The following is an 18,170-nucleotide window of genomic DNA, read 5'->3' on the forward strand; positions in this document are numbered from 1 at the left end:
GTCCAGGAGCAGCTTGCAGAGAACCGCAAGCGGGCACGTCAGCGACGGGATAATGCGCCGCTGCGCCTGCTGCAGGGACTGACTGTATGCGGACAGTGCCGTTACGCCTATTACGCGAAGAAGGTGAGCAAAGCCGCAGCCAAAGGACATCAGCGGGATTACGCCTATTACCGCTGCGTAGGAACCGACGCCTATCGTTTCGGCGGCGAACGCATCTGTGACAATCTGCAGGTACGAACCGACAAGCTCGACGATCTTGTGTGGCAGCAAGTTGTGGAGTTGCTCAGGCAACCAGATCGACTGAAGAGAGAATACGAACGTCGACTGGACGTGTTGGAGCGAAATGAACAGAGCGGCTTCGATACCACCAGCCTGGACAAGCAGCGGCTTCAGCTTGAAAAAGGCAAATCACGACTGATTGACAGCTACGCTGACGGTATCATCGACAAGGCCGACTTCGAGCCGAAGATGCAGCAGTTGAAGAACCGGCTTGAGCAGATTGAACAGCAGATCCTGGAATCACGGCGCCACGGAGCAGTGCAAAGCGAGCTGTTTCTGGTCATCAACCGGCTTGAGGAATTTGCAACCGCTGTCACCGAGAGGCTCGATACGATTGACCTTGAAACCAAACGCAAGATCGTTCTGGGTCTGGTCAAACGTGTCGAGATCCACAAGGATGAAATCGTCGTTGTGTTCCGCGTCGATCCGCAGCCGCCGGCTCCAAGCAGCGAAAATTCGAACGACTCAGACGAGGGACTGGAAAATATGCAACATTGTAGGCGGCGTAGTCAGTCCGGTGCTGGCTAACCTGTTCCTCCACTATGCGTTCGACCGGTGGATGCAGAAGCATCATCCGGACGTGCCATTCGCGCGTTATGCCGATGATGTCATCTGTCATTGCAAGAGCGAAGCGCAGGCGCGGCTGCTCAAGCAGGGGCTAGAGACGCGGCTGGCCGAATGCAAGCTGGATTTGCATCCAGAGAAGACCAAGATCGTGTATTGCAAGCAGGCCAACAGGCATGCAAGCTATCCGCTATGTCAGTTCGACTTCCTGGGCTATACGTTCAGACCGCGAAGTGTCAGAAGTCGGGTGGGTAAGCTGTCGGTTGGCTTCGTGCCTGCAGTCAGTAACAAGGCTGCAAAAGCGATGCGGCAAGAGTTGCGTCGCCGCAGTGTGTTGCACCGCTATGACTTGAGTTTGACTGAGTTGGCGGACCGAACGCGTCCGACGTTGCTTGGTTGGATTCACTACTACGGTCGATTCTATCGGTCTGCGCTGGGGCGGGTGCTGCTTGTGCTCGATGCCGCACTGGTCCGCTGGGCGCAACGGAAGTACAAACATCTACGCGGTCGTAAGCGGCGTGCAGCGGCATGGTTACGAGACGTCAAGTCTCGGCAGCCGGGCCTCTTTGCGCACTGGGCCGTGGAGACCTCGGTTGGACGATAGGAGCCGGATGAATCGAGAGGTTCACGTCCGGTTCGGTGAGGGCGGGAGGGTGCGATTCCCTTGCGCTACTCGACTGCAGCGGTGCTCTGCCATTCGGGCGACGACTTCGCTGACGGGAGTTTGGGGCTCGCACTCTAGTGTTGATTTCGATACCAGGCGTTCGATCTCGATTTCCAAGGTGTGATGCGGCATGTTGTTCCCGTACTCTCTGTGCCTTTTTGTTGTGCAGCGCTACCCGTTAGCGTTCGCCAGCATAGTGGCGGGATGGGTCACAACCGTTGATGCAGATCAAGGCGGCATTTGCGCGGTGCCAAACGAACACACTGGTGAGGCGCCGGAGAGAAAAGTGTTCGCAAATGCAATCCATCCCGCGCGCCAAAGCACCAGCCGCCGCCGATCCGCCTTCCGCCACCGAGCCACGCCATTCCAACACAGGCCGAGCAACAGGAACGCGATTCCAATAGACCCCGGCAACACAATGCCGAAGTTGAATAACCCCATCCCCGACAGCGCGACAGCATCGCCAAGCAGGATGGCCCCAACCAGTGACAGGCCGAGGCGTATCCAGTGTGTGCTGCGTTTCATTGCCGGTCTTGCGTCCACCAAATCAGATCGTCCTCTCATCCATATCGCCGTGGATATAAAAATGACTTGAGTCAAGGTTCATTTCTATCCTCGTCAATGCTACAGCTTCGCTGAAATTCTGTTGACGCCACCCAACGAAATGTAAATTCCGATAAGGCTTAGGAAGCGTCCTACATTCGCCCTAAAGTCCGCTTGGTACTGTCGCGCCAACTCAGCGCGGAGAGTAGCGCTACGGACGCCACGGCGTAATTGAGATATGGGTAACGCTGCTCAATCAGTATGGTATCGATTGGTCGATTTTTCATAATCAGACCCAGCAGTCGAAGGATGGCAAATGAATCGAGCGATATCTATTCCATTGATGCTGGCCTTAGTCTGCTCCGGATGTCTCCATTCGCCCCCCAATTACCCAGGTGGCGGCGGTGACAATATCAATCCGGCCGACTATGTGACCACAGCGTGCCCGAACCTCAGTGGCAGCTATGAGGGTAGCGGAGAGTTATTAGATGGGGATGCTACAGCTCAACGACTAGAGAAATCGATGCGAATCGATTACGTCTTCCCTTTCGCCAACGACGAGGATTTGCATAGAATTCAAGCGGCCGCCCGAACGGAAAATGGACGTCTAAAGTATCCCGGCGCTGTCCAGGTCGCCTTGATAAGGACGAGAGTCCTTAAGCTGAGTTTCGCCTACCCGAACGGTAAAGCCGCGACTCATGAATTTTCGTTCGAAGACACCAACAGATTTGTCTGTACCGGTGCGAGTGGAAAAATCATTTGGGGCGGGGCTAGCAAAAGGGGGCGATCAGAGTTTGGACCCAATACAACGGACTCTGTGGCAACACTATATTTGGACAACCAAGGCAATCTGATCAGTGAGGAATCGACCCAAGTTCACATGAGCCTGCGACTTGGCGCAATCCCGACCGGAACGGCTAGGCATTTCGCGAAATATAGATTCAAGCGGATCCAATGATGAAAGCCCCCTTCCGTCGCAGCTCAAGCCGCACGCGGCTCGCCGCGTGCTATTGCGTGGCGCTTTCCGCCTGTGCCCCGATGATTGCGACGGCCCCATCGACGAGGTCACCCAACCAAACGTGGCCGCCCGACGCATCCAGATCCTGATCGCTACAACCGTCCAACTGGACACGAGCTATTCCCGCACGCTGCCCGAGAGGTCTGTCTGGTCGAGGATGGGTCGTGTTCCGCAGGGCGACGTTTACCGGCCCATCGGCACCATTTTCACGATCGAGGGCCGTCAGGTCCACGAGGCCTACCTGGTCATCCGCGACAAGACCCTGGTGGGCTTCTATTTGCCCGGGGAACAGAACTATTCCCCGCTGTCCACCGCGGTACCTTTGAACTTGGGAGAATCGGAATGAAACGGGTTGCACGCATGGTGATCGCCGGGCTGGCGGTATCGTCACTGCTGGCTGGGTGTGCTTCGGGTGTGAAACACGCCGACATGGCAGCGTCGATGCCGACGCTGAAGCCGGGCGAGGGTCGGGTCTACTTCCTGCGCTCGGCGTCGATGTTCGGCGCCGCGATCCAGCCGGATCTGCGTCTTAACAACCAGGTGGTGGGCGAGTCCAAGCCCGGCGGCTTCTTCTTTGTGGATCGGCCGGCCGGCAAGTATGTGGCCTCGGCTGCAACCGAAACGGAGAAGACGTTGAGCTTCGTGCTGGATGCCGGTGAGACGAAGTACGTGCGCAGCTCGCCGTCGATGGGGCTGATGGTGGGCCGCGTCGTGCTGGAGTTGGAAACGCCGGAGAAGGCGAAGGCAGACCTAGCCTCGCTGAGCTACACCGGGGATCTCGTCAAGGCGCCGGCGAAGTAGGAGGCACGGCGAGTCACTGGGCCGGTACCGGCTAGACCGCGGCCCGCCGCGCGATGCAATCGAGAAAAGGGGCAGATCTATTTCAAGATCTGGATCAGAAATAAATCTGTCCCTCTTTTTCCCGCTTGTGGCCCGGCGCACCGGGAAAGTCTAGCGCTGGTTGCCTCCGGCGTGGGCCGGCTCCGCGGGCGGTAATCAATAGAGGCCCGGCAACAACCGCCACGTACTGGCGCGGTACGCCGCGTACTCGTCGCCAAACTGGTCGAGCAACAGCGCTTCCTCCGCCCGGATGCGCGCCAGCAGTACCGGCACCATCGCCAGCGTCAGCACCACCCCCACGCCCGAGCGGAATCCGAGCACCCATCCCAGCGAACTGATCACGAACCCGAGGTAGCTCGGATGCCGGATCACGCCGTAGATGCCGGTCGTCACCAGCGTATGCCCGGGCTGGATCGCCACCAACCCGCTGAACCGGCGCCCGAGCACGAACACCGGCCACAAGCGCAGCACGCCGCCGGCTGCAAACAGGGCCACGCCGATCCAGCGCACGGTATCGCCATCCAGCGTCCAGAAGCCGATGCGGTCGGTATAGGCCGGGAGGTAAGCCGCGAGCAGCCCCAGCACGCCGAACGCGCCCAAGACCCAGCGGTTGCCGCGGTCTTCGCGCATGCCGCTGCTGATGTTGCCGCCGGAGAACAGCGCGGCCACGGCCAGTGCAAACAGCACGATGGTGAGGGCCACGCGCGCGGGATGCGCGAAGAAGGCGCCGATGCCGCCCCAGCCTGCGATCGCGATGGCCAGGTAGGCAACGGTGCCGGCAAGGGTGGCGAATGCCAGGCCGGGAGTCGGGCGCATGGGGACCTCCGCTGCGACGATCGATGCACCCGTGTAGCGTAAGCCCGGCATGACGGGCTGTCGAGCGGGCGTGGACGTGCTTAAATTGCGGCTTCGCCCCGCTGTCGGATGCGCCGCCGTCGCAGGGCCGCCCGCCATGAAGCCCCAACGCCATCCCGTCATGCCACTGATCGACATCCATAACCTCCAGCAAGCCGCCCTTGCCTTTGGCGAGGCCCGCAACTGGGGCAAGTACCACAGCCCCAAGAACCTGGCGATGGCGCTGAGCGTGGAGGTGGCCGAGCTGGTCGAGATCTTCCAGTGGCAGACCGAGGATGAGTCGCGCCAGGTCATGTCGACGCACAAGCGCGAGCACGTGGAGCAGGAGCTGGCCGATATCACCATCTACCTGACGCAACTGGTGACGGCGCTGGGTGTCGACCTTGATGCCGCGGTGCGCGCCAAGATGGAGATGAATGCCAGGAAGTACCCGTTGCCGGAGTGAGTCAGCGGGTTGGATGAACTGATGCCGAAAGCCCAGGCCTGCGTTGCATTGCGCGACGGCGGCCTGGCCTCATGAGGCGGATGCTCCTGTCACCAGGATGCACAGGAACAGCACGGCATTCAGCATCGACAGCCCCCAGACCGTCAGCACCATGGCCGACGCGTCGCGCAGGCGCTCGCGCAGGCGGTGTCCGCCCGGCAGCCATTCCCCCCGCGTCCGGCGGGACCAGCAGCAAATACCCGCGCTGCACATGCCCAGCCACGCCAGCGTGCCAAGCGATTCCCATCCGGTTTGCCGCGATGCCTGCACGCGAGTCGGCGATGTACGTAGCGGTATGGGAGCCGGGGGCGGACGATCGATTGCGGCGCGTGTGACGGGGTCTTCAAGAACGCCCGACCCGGCTACGGAACCAGGCGGAGGCTGGGGCGCGATGTCCGGGGGCGCGGGCTGCGGCCGGCCTGGGCGCGTCAGCCTGGGCGCCATCTTTGGCGTCGCTTGCGGCTCGTTCTTCGCAATGTTGTGCACAGGCGCCTCGGGCGCGTTGGGTTGCGATGCGGTGGCGCGCGGAGCCGGCTTGCGGCTCCTGTGCGGGCGCCAGCTGGCAAAGACGCTGTCCAGGCATGCCACCGACGTGCAGGCATCCCGGCGCCGGCGCCATGCGATGACCTCGTCCTGCCCGATTGCGCCGGCGCGCAGCAGTCGCTGCTGCTGTGCATGAATGCGTTCATGATTGCGATAGAGCATCGCGTAGTCGCAGATCAGGGTGGCGGCGCTTGGTTGCCGGCTTTCCCTGCATGGGCTTCCTGAGGCGAACAGATCGTCGCAGCGGGCGGCTGGGTGACGCAGCGCGTGCTTGCAGGCGATATCCGACGCCTGCGCACCGGCGGTGAGCAGAAGGTTGATCGAGATGCAGGCGGCCAGACGGGCCGGAAGCCTTTTCATCCTGTCGCCCCGGGGGCATGCCGAGGGAGGGGCGGCGCAAACGGGGCGTCGATGGGCTCCTATTCTGCGGCTCTGTCGCGGATGTTCGGTGCGGTCGCACACGGTACGGCAGCGATGTGTCCCGGGCACTGGCGCACCGCGGACTGCATATTGAGCGCGGCGCACTGCCCTTGCGATCGCTTCCTGCGCGCCTTGCTCATTTGATCAAAAGCCTCCCCGGCGCTTGATCATTTCATGAAGTCCAATGCTGCGGATGCGGTGGCGTACAGCCTGCGCCCCAGCCGGCTTTGTCTCCCGGCGTCCGCATACGAAGGCTCCACGCGTTCCCCGCTGCACCTGGCTCCCAGCCGCGCCGCGACTGGCATGCCCCATGCAGTTACCGGGCAGGGCCGCCGCTAGCGGCCGGCAACAGGGGAGACGGCAATGAGGCTCTGCAACACAATAGGGATGGCGACGGCACGGTCTGCTTGCTACCTGCCAGCCGAAGCCTCACTGTCCTCGCCATTGCCGTTCGCTGCCGACGTCGAGCCGCCGCTCGGCGCGCACCTTGTGACGCCGCGCCACGGTTACGCGCACCACGGCATCTACGTCGGCGATGGCAAGGTGGTCCACTACGCTGGCTATTGCCACCGTCAGCAGCGCGGCCCGGTGGAGGAACTGGGCCTGGCTGCGTTTGCCGCCGGGCGCGGCATTACCGTGCTGGCCACGCCGATGGCGCGCTACGGTGTCGCCGAATCTGTCAGGCGCGCGCGCTCGCGCCTGGGCGAAGACCGTTACCGGCTGCTGACCAACAACTGCGAGCACTTCTGCACGTGGTGCCTCTATGGCGAAAGCCGCAGCGAGCAGGTGCGGCAATGCATGATGCATCCGCTCAGTGGCTTGCGGCTGTTGGCGAGCCTGCTGGCCTGCTGGTGGAAGACGGCAGCCAGGCAGGCATGGGACGGTGTCCCGGCCTGAGCGCAAGGCAACGGCTGGCGTTACGCCAGGATCCAGAACAGTACGATGCTGTTCACGGCGATCAGTCCCGCCGATACCAGCACGATCCGCGTCGCGGTCCGCGCCCGCTCGCGCCGGCGCGCGGCATCCGGTAGCCATTCAACCCGTCTCCTCCGGCACCACCGGACCACGCACACGCCGCACAGGATCAACCATGCCAGCGCGCCAAGTGGTTCCCATCTGCCAGGCAAAGATCCCTCTATGGGGTAGATGGGGGTCCATCGGGTGGCAGGGCCGGGAGGCGGTTGATTGGTCGCTACCGGGGCGACGGGGCGCTCTGGGGTTTCTCTTTCGGTCACGGCCCGGTGCGGAGGCTGCGGCGCGGCCAGAGGGGCGGCATCCGGGAGCGGCCGATCGGTCGTGGCCGGAGCGATGGGGTGCTCGTTGATTTTCCTGTCGGCCACGAACTCAGGCGGAGGCTGCGGCGCAGGTGGTGGGACCGTATCGGGGAGCGGCCTGCTCTTCACGACAGGGGCGACAGGTTGCTCCCGGCCTTCTGCAGGCAACACGGCCTCCGCCAACGGCTGCGAAGCGGCGGGAGACGCGGGCCGCGCCGTGGCGGGCTGGGTGTCCCGCTGCTTTTCCTGCGGCTTCTCCTGCTGCCTCTCCTGCTGTTTCTCCCGCGGCACCGGCTTCGCGACAGGCTGAGGCTGACGCACCGCCGTCTGCATGCCAGCGTCCGGTTTGGTCTTCCTGGCATTGCTCGCGGCTTTGGCGGGTACCGGGAGCGCCTGGGCAGCGGGGGGAACAGGCTTCTGGCTCGCGTAGTCACGCCAGTTGGCAAAGACCCTGTCCAGGCACGGCACCGAGGTGCAGGCATCGCGCAGTCTTCGCCATGCGGCGATTTCATCCGGGCCAATTTCCCCGGTGCGCAGGAGCTGTAACTGCTCGGCGTAGACGCGCTCATATGTGCCGCGGAGCATCGTGTAGTCGCAGATCAGGGCGACGCCACTCGGCGGCTTGTCCGCATGCCTGCATGTGTTCGCTGTGGCCGGCTGGCCGTCGCAGCGGGCCGCCTGCGGAGCCGCCACATGATGGCAGGCAATATCCGAAGCCTGCGCACCGGTGGCGAGCAGAAGGCTGAGTGCGACGTAGGCGGCCAGTCGGCCAGGAAGCCTTGCCATGCAATTACCCCGCGGTAGCGGGATGCGGTGCGCGATGGCGCCGAAGGGTTCCTATTCTCGCCCTGTGCAACAGATGCTCCGTACGTTAGCGCACGGAACACAAACATTCCTCATGGTGGAGCGCGGCAAGCCCGGGACCCTGGCGTCAGCCATGACAGCCTGTCTCCCCTGCCTTCGAGCCGGCAGGCACCCGCGCGGTAATCATCCAGCAGGCAGCGGTGAAGTGCACAGTCTGGCCATGCACATAGGGCCTGAAGGCGTTGCCGACGACTTCGACAACCCGGGCACGCGTGCCTGCGTCTGCATCACCCAGTGCCAGGCCGACTGGGCCCAGGTTCGTGAAATAGTCTTCCAGCGCGCGCGCTGGAAGCGCGCATGCCACGTCGATCGGCGTGATGTCGATGGCGGTCCAGCCGCTGCCTTCGAGGATGGACCGCACGAACCGGCGACCGCCGAACGCGAACTGGCCGGGGGCACCGGGTTGCCGTGGCAGCAGGTTCGGCAACAGTGGCGCCGCGGCGCGCTCGGCGGTGGTCATGAAGGGGTTGTCCGCGGCGCTGCGCCAGGCGAGGCAGTGCAACGCGGCACCCGGCTTCCCGGCACGTCGCAGGTTGGCAAAGGCGGCGACCGGGTCGGTGAAGAACATCACGCCAAGGCGCGACACGATGGCGTCGAAGCTGCCCGGCGCGAAGGCATGGGTTTGCGCATCCGAATGGACAAAGGCCGCCTGAACGCCTTCCCGTTGCGCGCGCGACCGCGCAACGTCCACCAGCGGGCCGGAGATGTCGATTCCCGTGCAATGCCCGCGCGCCCCGAGCAGCCGCGCCAGCGCCAGCGTCGTCGCGCCCGCGCCGCATCCCACGTCGAGCACATGCTGCGCCGTGCCGGCATCGACCGCGCCGACCAGCAGCGCTTCCAGCGGCTGGAGCATCCGGTCGAGCAGCGCCTGCTGCGCGACCCAGGCCTGGCCGGTCGGGCCGTTCCACAACGCGGCCTGGTCGCCGCCATTGCTGCGCTCTGCTTGCTTGTCACCCATGGTTGCCTCTCCTTGCTCGCCTTCATGGTATTGAAGCTACACTGTGTGTTCAAGCCAACTTGAGTTGACATCCTCGCCGGCCTGAAGTCCGGCGATCCCTACGGCGCTCAGGCGCGGCATTAAACCGCCCCTGAGTCGCTTCGGTGGGTTCCTGCTGCTGGCGACCCGACTGCATCGCTCACTTCACAGGCTAACCGGGCGTGTCCCGCCCTTAGAACATTGATTGCGCCAACCACATCGGCGTTTTCCTCGAAGCCGCATTCCACACACTCGAACCAAGCTTGGGTCTGCCTGTTGTGTGCCGATATGTGGCCACAGCACGGGCAGGTGCGGCTTGTATTCTTCGGCGACACGGCAATGAGATAGCCGCCGTTCCACGCCAGCTTGTAGTCCAGCTGGCGGCGGAACTCGGACCAGCCTTGATCGAGGATGGCCTTGTTCAGGCCAGACTTGGCCCGCACGTTTCTTCCCGGCGCCTCCGCCGTGCCTGCGGCCGAATTGGACATATTCCGCACCTGCAAGTCCTCGATACACACCATCGCGTGGTTTTGGCTGATCGCGGTCGTGGTCTTGTGCAGGTAGTCGCGGCGGGCGTTGCCGATCCGGGAATGAATGTGCTGAACGCGGGCTTTCGCCTTGTTCCAGTTTTTGCTGAACTTTTTTTTGCGGCTCATCGCCTGCTGGGCCTTGCGCAGCGCGGTTTCATGCCGCTTGACGCTGTTGAGCGGCGCGTAGAACGTGCCGTCCGAGAGCGTAGCGAACCGCGCCACGCCCATGTCGATGCCAACCGCGCCGCCGTTGGGGACGTGCTGCTCGACCTCTCGCTCGGTCTGGATCGACACAAACCACCTGCCGCCCGACAGGCTCACGGTGACGTTTTTCACCGTGCCGAGCGTCTCACGGCTGTTGCGGTAGCGCAGCCAGCCGAGCTTCGGGAGGAACAGGCGGCTGTTGGCCTGATCCTGCTTGATCTGCTTCGGGTCGGGATAGCGGAAGCTGTCGCTTTGGCCCTTCTTCTTAAAGCGTGGGAAGCTGGCCCGCCTGGCGAAGAAGTGCGCGTAAGCCCGCTCCAAATCCTTGAGAGTCTGTTGCAGCGGATGAGTGGGCGCATCGGCCAGCCAGGCGGTGTCTGTGCTGTTGCGCCACTGGGTGAGCAGCTTGCACAGGCCGGCGTAGCCGAGCTTCTTCTCGCCCTGCTCATGGCGTTCCTTCTGCAACGCCAGCGCCTTATTGAACGCGAACCGGCACGATCCGGCGAAGCGGCGCATGTTGCGCTGCTGCTCGCTGGTGGGCATCAACTCGTACTTGAAGGCTTGAAGTCGTTGCATGGCTCAACAATACCTCAAAGGCATGTCCAGCTGCCTGCTGCGCAAGGAACGGCCCGACATCCAAAACCGCTACTGGGCGTCCTCTGGTCGCCGTCTTACTTCGTCTCATCCTGCGGCGGCGCTCCGAGCTCCATCGTGCGCCAATACATCGAACAGCAACAGACGCAACATTCAAGCCCAAGGACGGCTACGCCGTCCGCGCTATCCTTACCCGCCCTGAACGGCGGGGCTTGCCGCGCACAGGGTTAAGCGGTGAAAAGCCTGGATATCGCCTTGGCGTAGCGCGCGAGTATACCTGCGTCGAGGCTACCCTCCTATGAGGAAAAGGGCCTGCTCGCCCCGATCGGTCGGCGTGGCATGTGACGCGTGTACGCAGCCGGAGTACTCGAGCGGCTGGCGCTCGCTGGGGCGGGCGGCGGGGTTCTCGCTGGATGACATCGCCAAGATGTTCTCACCGGGGGGGGCGGGTCGCAGGTCGATAGGAAGTTGCGCGCAGCCAAGGCCAATGAACTGGACCGCACGATCCGCAAGCTCACGGCGATGCGGGACTGACTGCGGTACGCGGCCGTGTGTCCGGCGCTGAGCCATATGGAATGCCCGACGTTCCGGCGGATCCGGGCGGGCCGGCATCGGGGGCGATTGGGGGCAGGAAGAAGCTGGCCGTGCCATGAAGTGAAGGGCGTCGCCATGGGAAGCGCCGGTCCTCTGCCCTCCATAGGGGAGAACACGGGCGGTTCTCAGTCGCGCACGATATTCCACACAGCGGCGCGAACCCACTCGAACCCAATACGCTCTTGTTCCAGCCTCAGGTTTTTGCGGATGCGGTTGTCCCGCAAGTCGTCATAGAGCGCCCGCTCGGCGGCGTTCAGCCCGGGCAGATCCCGCAACATCTGACTATCCTCCACGCCCCATTGCGCCTCGAACGCTATCAACGTCTCGCGGTCCATCAGCAGCGATTCGGCGTGCCCGAACACGCCGCGCAGCTGGCTGAGCATGGCAAAGCCGTGGGTGTCGATGTCGCCCCAGTAGTAAAGCCGGCAATCCGACAGCCAGCGCGCGCCGGCGAGGAGGCTGAAGCCATAGCCCGCACCAAAGATCACCAGGCTGTCGGTGACCTCCGGGAACGCCAGAAAATTTATCTCGTTCTCGGTGATGAACACGCGCGAGACGCCGGGCGCCAGCGCCGCAAAGCTGTCAGCATCCAGCGTGACATCATGTGTTGGTGCGTTGCCAGGCAGCGTGCGGTTGTTGCGGTCGAGGATGCGGAATCGAATGCGCAGCGGCTTGTCGAGAAAGCCATAGCGCGCGGAGAACTGGTGGATGCCGGAGTACTCCGAAGCGATGGCGCCTGGCGGCAGCGACAGGTCGAGCAGCTCGGCCAGCACGCCGCGATGCGCCTCGATGAATTTGGTATGCACGCCCGGCAGATCGACCTGGCGCAGATATACGCCAGGTCTCGGGCGCTGCTGCAGCCAGCCGACGATGGCAAGCAGCCTGTCCCACGCGTCGTGGAGTTCCAGCGCGCGCAACGGCCGCTGCATCAGCCAGGGTAGCAGCAGCGGCTGCGTCGCGCGCGTGGTCGCGGCAATGGCGCTAAAGCGCTCGACCTCGCGGCGCTTGCCCAGGAGTGCGACGGCATCGTCCAGCGTATCGACCCACGCCGCACACGGCATGGCATTGGCACCAAACGTGCGATGCCGGAATTCGCGCATTTCCAGCCGGCAATGCGGCAGTTGCCGTAATTCGCCAATCCAGGCGCGCGCTGCCTCGAAGCGCTCCGTCAGTTCGCCTGAGGACGGTGCGCGCAACGTCAGCCGCCTTGGGAACAGCGCCTCCTGCGGTCCCGGGCCGAGCAGCGCGCGCAGGATGTCGCCCTTGTCCCAGAGCCGCTGCACCTGGATGCGCACGTCGGCGGGACGGCTCCAGTTCATGCGGTCATCCTGGCTTTCTCGGCGCGGTACTCGTCAATCGTCAGGTTGCGCACCTTGGAGGCGCGCCCTTCGTCGTTTTGCACGAATGCGACGCTGGATACGTAAGGTTCGATGATGTGGATTTTCTGCAGCGGCGTCACAATCAACAGTTGCAGATTGAGCTTCGCGAACAGCCGCAAGCCATATTGCGCCGACTCGTCCGAGCCGCGCCCGAAGGCTTCATCGATCACGACAAAGCGGAACGAGCGCGAACGCACCGCGCCCCATTCAAGCCCGAACTGATAGGCCAGGCTGGCGGCCAGGATGGTGTAGGCAAGCTTTTCTTTCTGGCCGCCTGACTTGCCGCCGGAGTCGGAGTAGTGTTCATGCTCGGCGTTGTCTTCACGCCAGCGTTCGCTCGCGCCGAAGACGAACCAGTTGCGCACGTCGGTCACCTTGGCGGTCCAGCGCCGGTCCTGTTCGGTCAGGCCGGTGCGGCCGCGAAAACGTTCGATGATGCGCTTGACCTGCAGGAACTTGGCTTCGGAGTACTGGCTGTCCTCGGAGCCGGTCAGCACGCCTTCGGTACAGGCGCGCAACTCGGACTGGAAGTCGCGGATTTCTGCATCGGGCGTTACCTGTGCTTCCAACCGGATGTAGCGCCCGGTGTTGTAGTCGATCTGCGTCAGGGACTCGTTGATGCGCTCCACGCGTTCGCGGATGGTCTGCTGTTCCTTGCCGAGTTGCGCGTTGAAGTTGGCGATCTCGTTGATGGTGTTGACGTTCAGCAGTTCCTTGAAGCGGGACTCGAAGCGGGGCAGATCGTCGGCGCGCAGCTTGTCGAGCATGCCGCGGTATTCAAAGCCAGCCGAGACGCTGGCATCAACCTCGCTGGTTTCCAGCTTGAATGCATCCTTGTAGGCGGACATCGCTTTCACGATGTTCTCGCTGAGGCGCGCTATCCGCTTGGCTTCGGCGTCGAGGCGTTCCTGGAGCGCGGTGCGCATATCGCGCTCGCGGCCGTCGCATGCTTCCACGGTCAGCGTGTGCTCGCCCAGTATCTCCGCGCGCAGCACATCGATGGTGCCGCCCGGCACGGCTTGCGCCAGGTCGGCGCAGGCGTCCAGCGTTGCCTGGGTTTCGTCGCGCAATGCCAGGGCGTCGCTCTTGCGGCCCTCTGCCTTGGAGCGCTTGTCGCGGTGCTCGTCCAGCTGCCTTTCAGTGTCTTGCAGCGCGGCCTGGACCTCGCCCAGCCGGTCCGTCAGTTGCCTCAGCACATCCGATGCGGATTCCAGCTGACGCTTCTCTTCGGCCAGCCGCGCGGCTTCGCGTGCCGGGGCCTGCCAGTCAAGCTCTTCGAAGTCGGCAAAAATATCGAGCTGGGACAGGGCGGTAAGCTGGTCCCTGAGGGCGTCGCGCTCCTTCATCAGCGCGGACATCAGCGCGGCCAGCTTTGCCAGCCGGGTTTCCAGCGCGCGCGCATCCGCTTCCAGCGCTGCAATCTTGGCGGCATTGCTCCAGCCCAGCACGTAGCGGCTGCGATCGTCCAGGCGGTGCCGGTCGTCCTTCTCATGGCGCTCGCCCGGCATCTTGACCTGTCCCGCGCGCGTGACGGCGCGGGTTTCGCGGCGGAATTGCTCGTGCGTGGCGCAGCAGGCAACGTCGAAGCGCGCGGCGACTTCCCGTTCCAGCCAGCCGTAGAAGGGCGAGTCCGGCTTGATGGCGAGCTTGCGCGCGAGCGAGTCGCGGTGCAGCGCCGCGCTGTCCGTCCTGGCGCCTTCGCGCACGCGGAAATAGACCAGGCGGCCTTTCAGATGCGTCCGGTCCACCCATGCCGATACCTCCGGATAGCGCGCATCGGGCACCAGCAGCGACAAGCCGAAGTTGTGCAGCAGGCGCTCGGCCGCGCCTTCCCAGTCGCGCTCATCGTCACGTACCTGCAGCAGTTCGCCGGCGAAGGGCATGTCGTCTTCGGACAGCGACAGCGCCTCGCACATGGCGCTGCGCATCGCGATCTGCGCCGCCGGGATATTGCTGCGGCGCGCTTTCAGGCTGCGGATTTCTTCGCTCAGCGCGTCATGATCCAACTTGTCCTGGCGGAACGCGACGTTGTGTTCGGTCAGGTCGTTCTCCAACGCGGCTTGGCGGGACTTTGCCGTGTCGGCAAGCGCGGCAAAGCGCGCCTTCATGGCAAGGAAGGCCGGCTCGTCTTCCGCCGGCGTCTCGCCGACCGCGCGGACCAGCTCGCCGTAGCGCTCCGCCCTGTGCCGGCGCCTGGCGCTCTCGTCGGTCTGCACGCGGATGTCTTCGGCGAGCCGGCCGAGGCGGTCGCCGCCGTTCTCGGCGATATTGCGGCGCAGTTCTGCCTCGTCGTTGCGCTGGGTGTCGCGGCGCTCCTGCAGGCGGCGCACGTGGCAGTCTTCGCGCTCCCATTCCTCGGTCTGGCCGGCAATGCGCTTGTCGAGCAGCGCCAGCTTGAGCTTTGCAAAATAGGGGCGCAGCGCCTCGCGGCAGGCACGCAGCTGCTCGGAGGCTGCGACCCGTTCGGCATGGCGCTCGCAATCGGCGACCAGCGGCGTCAGCATCGCCTCTTGCCGCTTGGCCTTGAGGACCGCCTCATGCGCGCGATCCAGGTCGTCGAAGTGTCCCAGCAAGGCTTCGATGCGCGGCGCGACGTCGAACGGCTCCAGCATGTGGCTGCGCACGAAATCGGTCAGGTTGCCGACGGACTTCATCGACACGGTCTGGTGGAACAGCTCCAGCGCCTGATCGTTCTCGATGCCGAAGCGCCGGCGGAACCAGGCGCCATAGGGATTGAATGCGTCAAACACCTCGGCCTTCAGCCCGCGCAGCTTCTTGCGCAGCGCGGCGATATCCGTACCGAAGTGGGCAAAGTCGCTGGCAATGGACAGTTCCTGTTCCGCGCCGACATAGAAGCGTGCCGGCTGCCCATGGGCTTCCTTCATCCAGAACACTTGCGCCAGCGTCACAGTCTGGTCGTACCCGGCGTTGTGGAAGACGCCGAGGATGACGGAGTAGCTGTTCTGGTCGCGCAGCGCCACGGGGCGCGCGGTGCCGGTGACTTCGTTGCGCTCGGACTTGTAGTGCCCGAGGACATAGCTGCGCAGGGTGCGCTCGCGGCTTTCGGCGCCGGCGGCCTTGTTGTAGGCGATGCGCTGGGCGGGCACCAGCAGCGTGGTCACGGCGTCGACCAGCGTTGACTTGCCTGAACCAATGTCGCCGGTCAGCAGGCCGTTCCTGCCTTCCGGGCGGATGATCCAGACGCGCTTGTCGAACGTGCCCCAGTTGAAGACCTCCAGCCGCGACAGGCGAAAGCCGGACAGCGTGTCGTCGTCGGTGAAGTCCAGGCTCAGGTTTTGCGGCTCATGCATCGGACAGCCCTCCATTGGGCGCGCCTGCCTGGCCGCTCAGCTGGATCTGGTAGGCCGCCAGGCGGGAATCGAATTCAGACAGCCATTGCGCGTCGATAAAGGCCTTCAGGATGCGGCGTACTTCAAAGCCGGTCCGGTTGCCCGCGCGCGCGCCGGGGTCCGTCTTCAGCCGGCGCAGGAAGCCCAGCTCAACGATCTTGTTCACATGCAGTTCGATCTGGTCGATCAGCTTGACTTCGTTTGTCCCGGCCGGCAGGAACACGCGCAGCAGTTCGGCGATTTCATCGAGCGTCAGGACCAGCCGCGTATCGCCGCCGGTGGCGTCGAACTCGGCGAGCTTTTTGCGCAACAGGGCCAGCGTCAGGCTCACCGGGAACGACAGCTGCCTGCGCGCGATCAGCCGTGGCGGGCGCCCTGTGCTGTCGTCGTCGCTGTCCGGCTGCGAGCGCAGGAAGGCGTAGCCTTCGGCCTCATCGAGCACCAGTTCCAGCCCGAGCACCGCAACGTAGTCGCGCACCGTCGGCTGCAGGTTGAGCAGCGCATGCCACGCCGCGGCATCGGCGTCGCGGTAAAGGACGCCCTTCAGCAGCGGCACCACCAGCGCCGACAGGGCAAGGTCAGGCGGCGCCGAAGACGAGCCGGCTGCGGCAATTTCATTCTGGTCTGGTGTCATGTTCATCGGACAAAAATTACCCTGGGCAGGCTGGCCTGCCTGACCACGGTGCCCGCCTCCGGGCTCTGCACCGTCCAGCTGACGGTGTCGGTCGCGTCTTCATCCACCACGGTGCGGAAGGTGTCGCCCGAGAGCTGCAGGTAGGCGACCAGTTCAGCCAGGCCATGCTGGAGCGGGCGCATGTCGCACAGCGCCTGCAGCGTGACCTGTGTGCGGCTTTGCAGCGCGTGGCGTACGTGTCCGGCCAGTTCTGCCTTGTCGATCACGACTTGCGAGAACAAGGCTTCCGCATCGACCTCGGCGTCGCCGGCTTCGATGTCGCGCTCGGCAATGCGCGGCTTCAGGGCCGGCACGAACAACGGCCGCTCCATCGGCAGTTCGATATCGGCGGCGGTATCGTCTACCGCCATCACAACACCAGGCGGCGGCGCGTCGCGCACGGCCAGCGCGCGGGCCTCGATGCCGCGCAGGATATCCATGATGCGGCGGTTCTCCAGCCAGGCCTTGTCGTCGAGGAAGCGCCGCAGTTGTTGCGAGAGCTGGGCCACGGTGCGCTGGGTATGCTCGCCGGCCTCCAGCCAATCGTAATGCACGCGGCGCAGGCGCGTGTCGGGCTTGAGTTCCGATACCGGCGGCAGTGCCAGCACATGTTCGAGCAGGGACGAAAGTTCTTCCTGGCGGCGGCTGCTCATCAGGAAATCCCAAAAGGCGCGGAAACTGCGGCCCTGGTCGGAATCGGCGATGGCATCGCGCTCGCCCATGATCTCTTCGAGCAGTGCGCCCCTTGAGCCTTCCCACAGCGCAATGCGCTCGCGCACGCGGCGGTCCAGCGAGCGGAAATTGTCTTCCACTTCGCGGAAGTCTGTCAGCAGTTCGCGCGCCAGCGAGACGAACTGCTGGAAGCGGTCTTTCAGCGCGGTGTCGTCCAGCAGTGACAGGTCGCCGCCTGCCACGCGCGCGATTTCCGCATCCAGCTCGTCGCGTCGCCGGTGCAGTTCCGCCATGCGCGCCTGCGGGTCGGTCTGCGTGCCTTCTTGCATCTGCTTGAGCAGGTCGAACAGCGTCAGCAGGCGCGACTCCGTGCCGACGAAGCTGCGTTCGGCCAGCGTGCCGAGCCAGGCGATCGCCTTTTCGGTGGCCGGCGTCAGGTCGAACTGCGGCTCGTCCGAGCCCTGCCGGTAGAACTTGCGCAGCCAACCCCTCTCGTTGGCGGCCCAGTCGTTCAGGTAATCGAGTGCGGCTTTGGGAAAGGCATCCTGGCCAAGTCGTTCGCGCAGGGCAAACAACTCGTCCTCGAGCGCTTCGGCGAGATCGGATTGCCCGATCGAACGACGATTGGGTTCGACGAATGCACGATGGAGAAACGCCGCGACAAGGCTGGCATGGTCGGAGCGCAGCAGGCGCCAGGCGGGATGGCTCTGGCGCAGGCGCTCAAGGGTGTCGAAATCGAGGCTCACAGGGACAAGCCAGGCGCTTCGGCAGTGCGCTGGCAGGTTGGCAGGGTGAGCCCCGGATTTTACGCCAGCGATACCAGGCGCGATGTGATGCGTGGATCGTGTGA

The 18,170-nt window shown here is 64.1% G+C and carries 16 protein-coding genes and 2 pseudogenes; 8 read left to right on the forward strand and 10 right to left on the reverse strand.

Going from position 1 to position 18,170, the window contains the following annotated elements:
* Both J8I34_RS18070 and J8I34_RS18075 read left to right on the forward strand, forming a co-directional pair.
* Positions 1-807 (forward strand): recombinase zinc ribbon domain-containing protein (locus J8I34_RS18070; RefSeq protein WP_209806643.1); only part of this gene is annotated, 807 nt, incomplete at its 5' end.
* A complete protein-coding gene (locus J8I34_RS18075; protein ID WP_209806644.1) occupies positions 797-1,447 on the forward strand; it encodes a reverse transcriptase domain-containing protein in 651 nt (216 codons plus the stop codon). The genes J8I34_RS18070 and J8I34_RS18075, both read left to right, overlap by 11 nt.
* Positions 1,448-1,735: 288 nt before the next feature.
* Here J8I34_RS18075 and J8I34_RS18080 read toward each other — a convergent pair whose 3' ends face one another.
* The gene (locus J8I34_RS18080) at positions 1,736-2,032 is read right to left on the reverse strand and encodes a hypothetical protein (protein ID WP_029050084.1); all 297 of its coding nucleotides are present in this window, start codon (positions 2,030-2,032) and stop codon (positions 1,736-1,738) included.
* A 911-nt stretch (positions 2,033-2,943) separates the two neighbouring features.
* On the opposite strand from J8I34_RS18080, the gene J8I34_RS18085 reads away from it, so the two are divergent.
* Both J8I34_RS18085 and J8I34_RS18090 read left to right on the forward strand, forming a co-directional pair.
* Entirely contained in the window at positions 2,944-3,414 is a 471-nt protein-coding gene (locus J8I34_RS18085; RefSeq protein WP_245175993.1) for a hypothetical protein, read from the forward strand.
* Positions 3,411-3,869, forward strand: a complete 459-nt coding sequence (locus J8I34_RS18090; RefSeq protein WP_029050086.1) for a DUF2846 domain-containing protein — start codon at positions 3,411-3,413, stop codon at positions 3,867-3,869. The genes J8I34_RS18085 and J8I34_RS18090 overlap by 4 nt, the downstream gene beginning before the upstream one ends.
* 195 nt (positions 3,870-4,064) lie before the next feature.
* Here J8I34_RS18090 and J8I34_RS18095 read toward each other — a convergent pair whose 3' ends face one another.
* Positions 4,065-4,724 carry a methyltransferase family protein gene (locus J8I34_RS18095; protein WP_209806645.1) on the reverse strand — a complete coding sequence of 220 codons (660 nt, stop codon included), beginning with the start codon at positions 4,722-4,724 and terminating at the stop codon, positions 4,065-4,067.
* A gap of 160 nt (positions 4,725-4,884) precedes the next feature.
* Between J8I34_RS18095 and J8I34_RS18100 the strand changes: the two genes are divergently transcribed.
* Entirely contained in the window at positions 4,885-5,208 is a 324-nt protein-coding gene (locus J8I34_RS18100; protein ID WP_029047828.1) for a nucleotide pyrophosphohydrolase, read from the forward strand.
* 69 nt (positions 5,209-5,277) lie between these two features.
* Here J8I34_RS18100 and J8I34_RS18105 read toward each other — a convergent pair whose 3' ends face one another.
* Positions 5,278-6,150, reverse strand: coding sequence for a hypothetical protein (locus tag J8I34_RS18105; RefSeq protein ID WP_035877839.1), 873 nt, complete (start codon positions 6,148-6,150; stop codon positions 5,278-5,280).
* A gap of 423 nt (positions 6,151-6,573) precedes the next feature.
* Between J8I34_RS18105 and J8I34_RS18110 the strand changes: the two genes are divergently transcribed.
* Positions 6,574-7,107, forward strand: a complete 534-nt coding sequence (locus J8I34_RS18110; RefSeq protein ID WP_232232417.1) for a lecithin retinol acyltransferase family protein — start codon at positions 6,574-6,576, stop codon at positions 7,105-7,107.
* 20 nt (positions 7,108-7,127) lie between these two features.
* On the opposite strand, the gene J8I34_RS18115 is transcribed toward J8I34_RS18110, so the two are convergent.
* The 3 genes from J8I34_RS18115 to J8I34_RS18125 all read right to left on the reverse strand — a co-directional run bounded on the left by J8I34_RS18115 (position 7,128) and on the right by J8I34_RS18125 (position 10,634).
* Positions 7,128-8,270, reverse strand: a complete 1,143-nt coding sequence (locus J8I34_RS18115) for a hypothetical protein (protein ID WP_051320508.1) — start codon at positions 8,268-8,270, stop codon at positions 7,128-7,130.
* Between the two features lie 145 nt (positions 8,271-8,415).
* Positions 8,416-9,306, reverse strand: coding sequence for a class I SAM-dependent methyltransferase (locus tag J8I34_RS18120; protein WP_029047827.1), 891 nt, complete (start codon positions 9,304-9,306; stop codon positions 8,416-8,418).
* Positions 9,307-9,425: 119 nt separating this feature from the next.
* Positions 9,426-10,634 carry an RNA-guided endonuclease InsQ/TnpB family protein gene (locus tag J8I34_RS18125; protein WP_029047826.1) on the reverse strand — a complete coding sequence of 403 codons (1,209 nt, stop codon included), beginning with the start codon at positions 10,632-10,634 and terminating at the stop codon, positions 9,426-9,428.
* A 13-nt stretch (positions 10,635-10,647) separates the two neighbouring features.
* On the opposite strand from J8I34_RS18125, the pseudogene J8I34_RS18130 reads away from it, so the two are divergent.
* Positions 10,648-10,805: pseudogene (locus J8I34_RS18130) on the forward strand (transposase); the annotation flags it as partial.
* Positions 10,806-10,925: 120 nt separating this feature from the next.
* A pseudogene (locus J8I34_RS34760) lies at positions 10,926-11,249 on the forward strand (MerR family DNA-binding protein); the annotation flags it as partial.
* A gap of 122 nt (positions 11,250-11,371) precedes the next feature.
* On the opposite strand, the gene J8I34_RS18135 reads toward J8I34_RS34760, so the two are convergent.
* The 4 genes from J8I34_RS18135 to J8I34_RS18150 are packed head-to-tail and all read right to left on the reverse strand — an operon-like array spanning position 11,372 to position 18,066.
* Positions 11,372-12,565 (reverse strand): DUF3322 domain-containing protein, encoded by a 1,194-nt coding sequence (locus tag J8I34_RS18135; RefSeq protein WP_209775913.1) that lies wholly within the window; start codon positions 12,563-12,565, stop codon positions 11,372-11,374.
* Positions 12,562-15,936 (reverse strand): ATP-binding protein, encoded by a 3,375-nt coding sequence (locus J8I34_RS18140; protein WP_209775912.1) that lies wholly within the window; start codon positions 15,934-15,936, stop codon positions 12,562-12,564. Before J8I34_RS18140 ends, J8I34_RS18135 begins: the two co-directional genes overlap by 4 nt.
* Positions 15,929-16,615, reverse strand: a complete 687-nt coding sequence (locus J8I34_RS18145; protein ID WP_369796445.1) for a DUF4194 domain-containing protein — start codon at positions 16,613-16,615, stop codon at positions 15,929-15,931. The genes J8I34_RS18140 and J8I34_RS18145 overlap by 8 nt, the downstream gene beginning before the upstream one ends.
* Positions 16,612-18,066, reverse strand: coding sequence for a DUF3375 domain-containing protein (locus tag J8I34_RS18150; RefSeq protein WP_029047822.1), 1,455 nt, complete (start codon positions 18,064-18,066; stop codon positions 16,612-16,614). Before J8I34_RS18150 ends, J8I34_RS18145 begins: the two co-directional genes overlap by 4 nt.
* Positions 18,067-18,170 lie beyond the last annotated feature (104 nt).

The organism is Cupriavidus phytohabitans, assembly GCF_017815025.1.
In the GTDB taxonomy this organism is placed as follows: Bacteria; Pseudomonadota; Gammaproteobacteria; order Burkholderiales; family Burkholderiaceae; genus Cupriavidus.

Coding starts and splice junctions, on each gene's coding strand:
- J8I34_RS18080 (WP_029050084.1), bottom strand. CDS start 2,032: ATGAAACGCAGCACACACTGGATACGCCTCGGCCTGTCACTGGTTGGG.
- J8I34_RS18090 (WP_029050086.1), top strand. CDS start 3,411: ATGAAACGGGTTGCACGCATGGTGATCGCCGGGCTGGCGGTATCGTCA.
- J8I34_RS18095 (WP_209806645.1), bottom strand. CDS start 4,724: ATGCGCCCGACTCCCGGCCTGGCATTCGCCACCCTTGCCGGCACCGTT.
- J8I34_RS18100 (WP_029047828.1), top strand. CDS start 4,885: ATGCCACTGATCGACATCCATAACCTCCAGCAAGCCGCCCTTGCCTTT.
- J8I34_RS18105 (WP_035877839.1), bottom strand. CDS start 6,150: ATGAAAAGGCTTCCGGCCCGTCTGGCCGCCTGCATCTCGATCAACCTT.
- J8I34_RS18110 (WP_232232417.1), top strand. CDS start 6,574: ATGAGGCTCTGCAACACAATAGGGATGGCGACGGCACGGTCTGCTTGC.
- J8I34_RS18115 (WP_051320508.1), bottom strand. CDS start 8,270: ATGGCAAGGCTTCCTGGCCGACTGGCCGCCTACGTCGCACTCAGCCTT.
- J8I34_RS18120 (WP_029047827.1), bottom strand. CDS start 9,306: ATGGGTGACAAGCAAGCAGAGCGCAGCAATGGCGGCGACCAGGCCGCG.
- J8I34_RS18125 (WP_029047826.1), bottom strand. CDS start 10,634: ATGCAACGACTTCAAGCCTTCAAGTACGAGTTGATGCCCACCAGCGAG.
- J8I34_RS18135 (WP_209775913.1), bottom strand. CDS start 12,565: ATGAACTGGAGCCGTCCCGCCGACGTGCGCATCCAGGTGCAGCGGCTC.
- J8I34_RS18140 (WP_209775912.1), bottom strand. CDS start 15,936: ATGCATGAGCCGCAAAACCTGAGCCTGGACTTCACCGACGACGACACG.
- J8I34_RS18145 (WP_369796445.1), bottom strand. CDS start 16,615: ATGAACATGACACCAGACCAGAATGAAATTGCCGCAGCCGGCTCGTCT.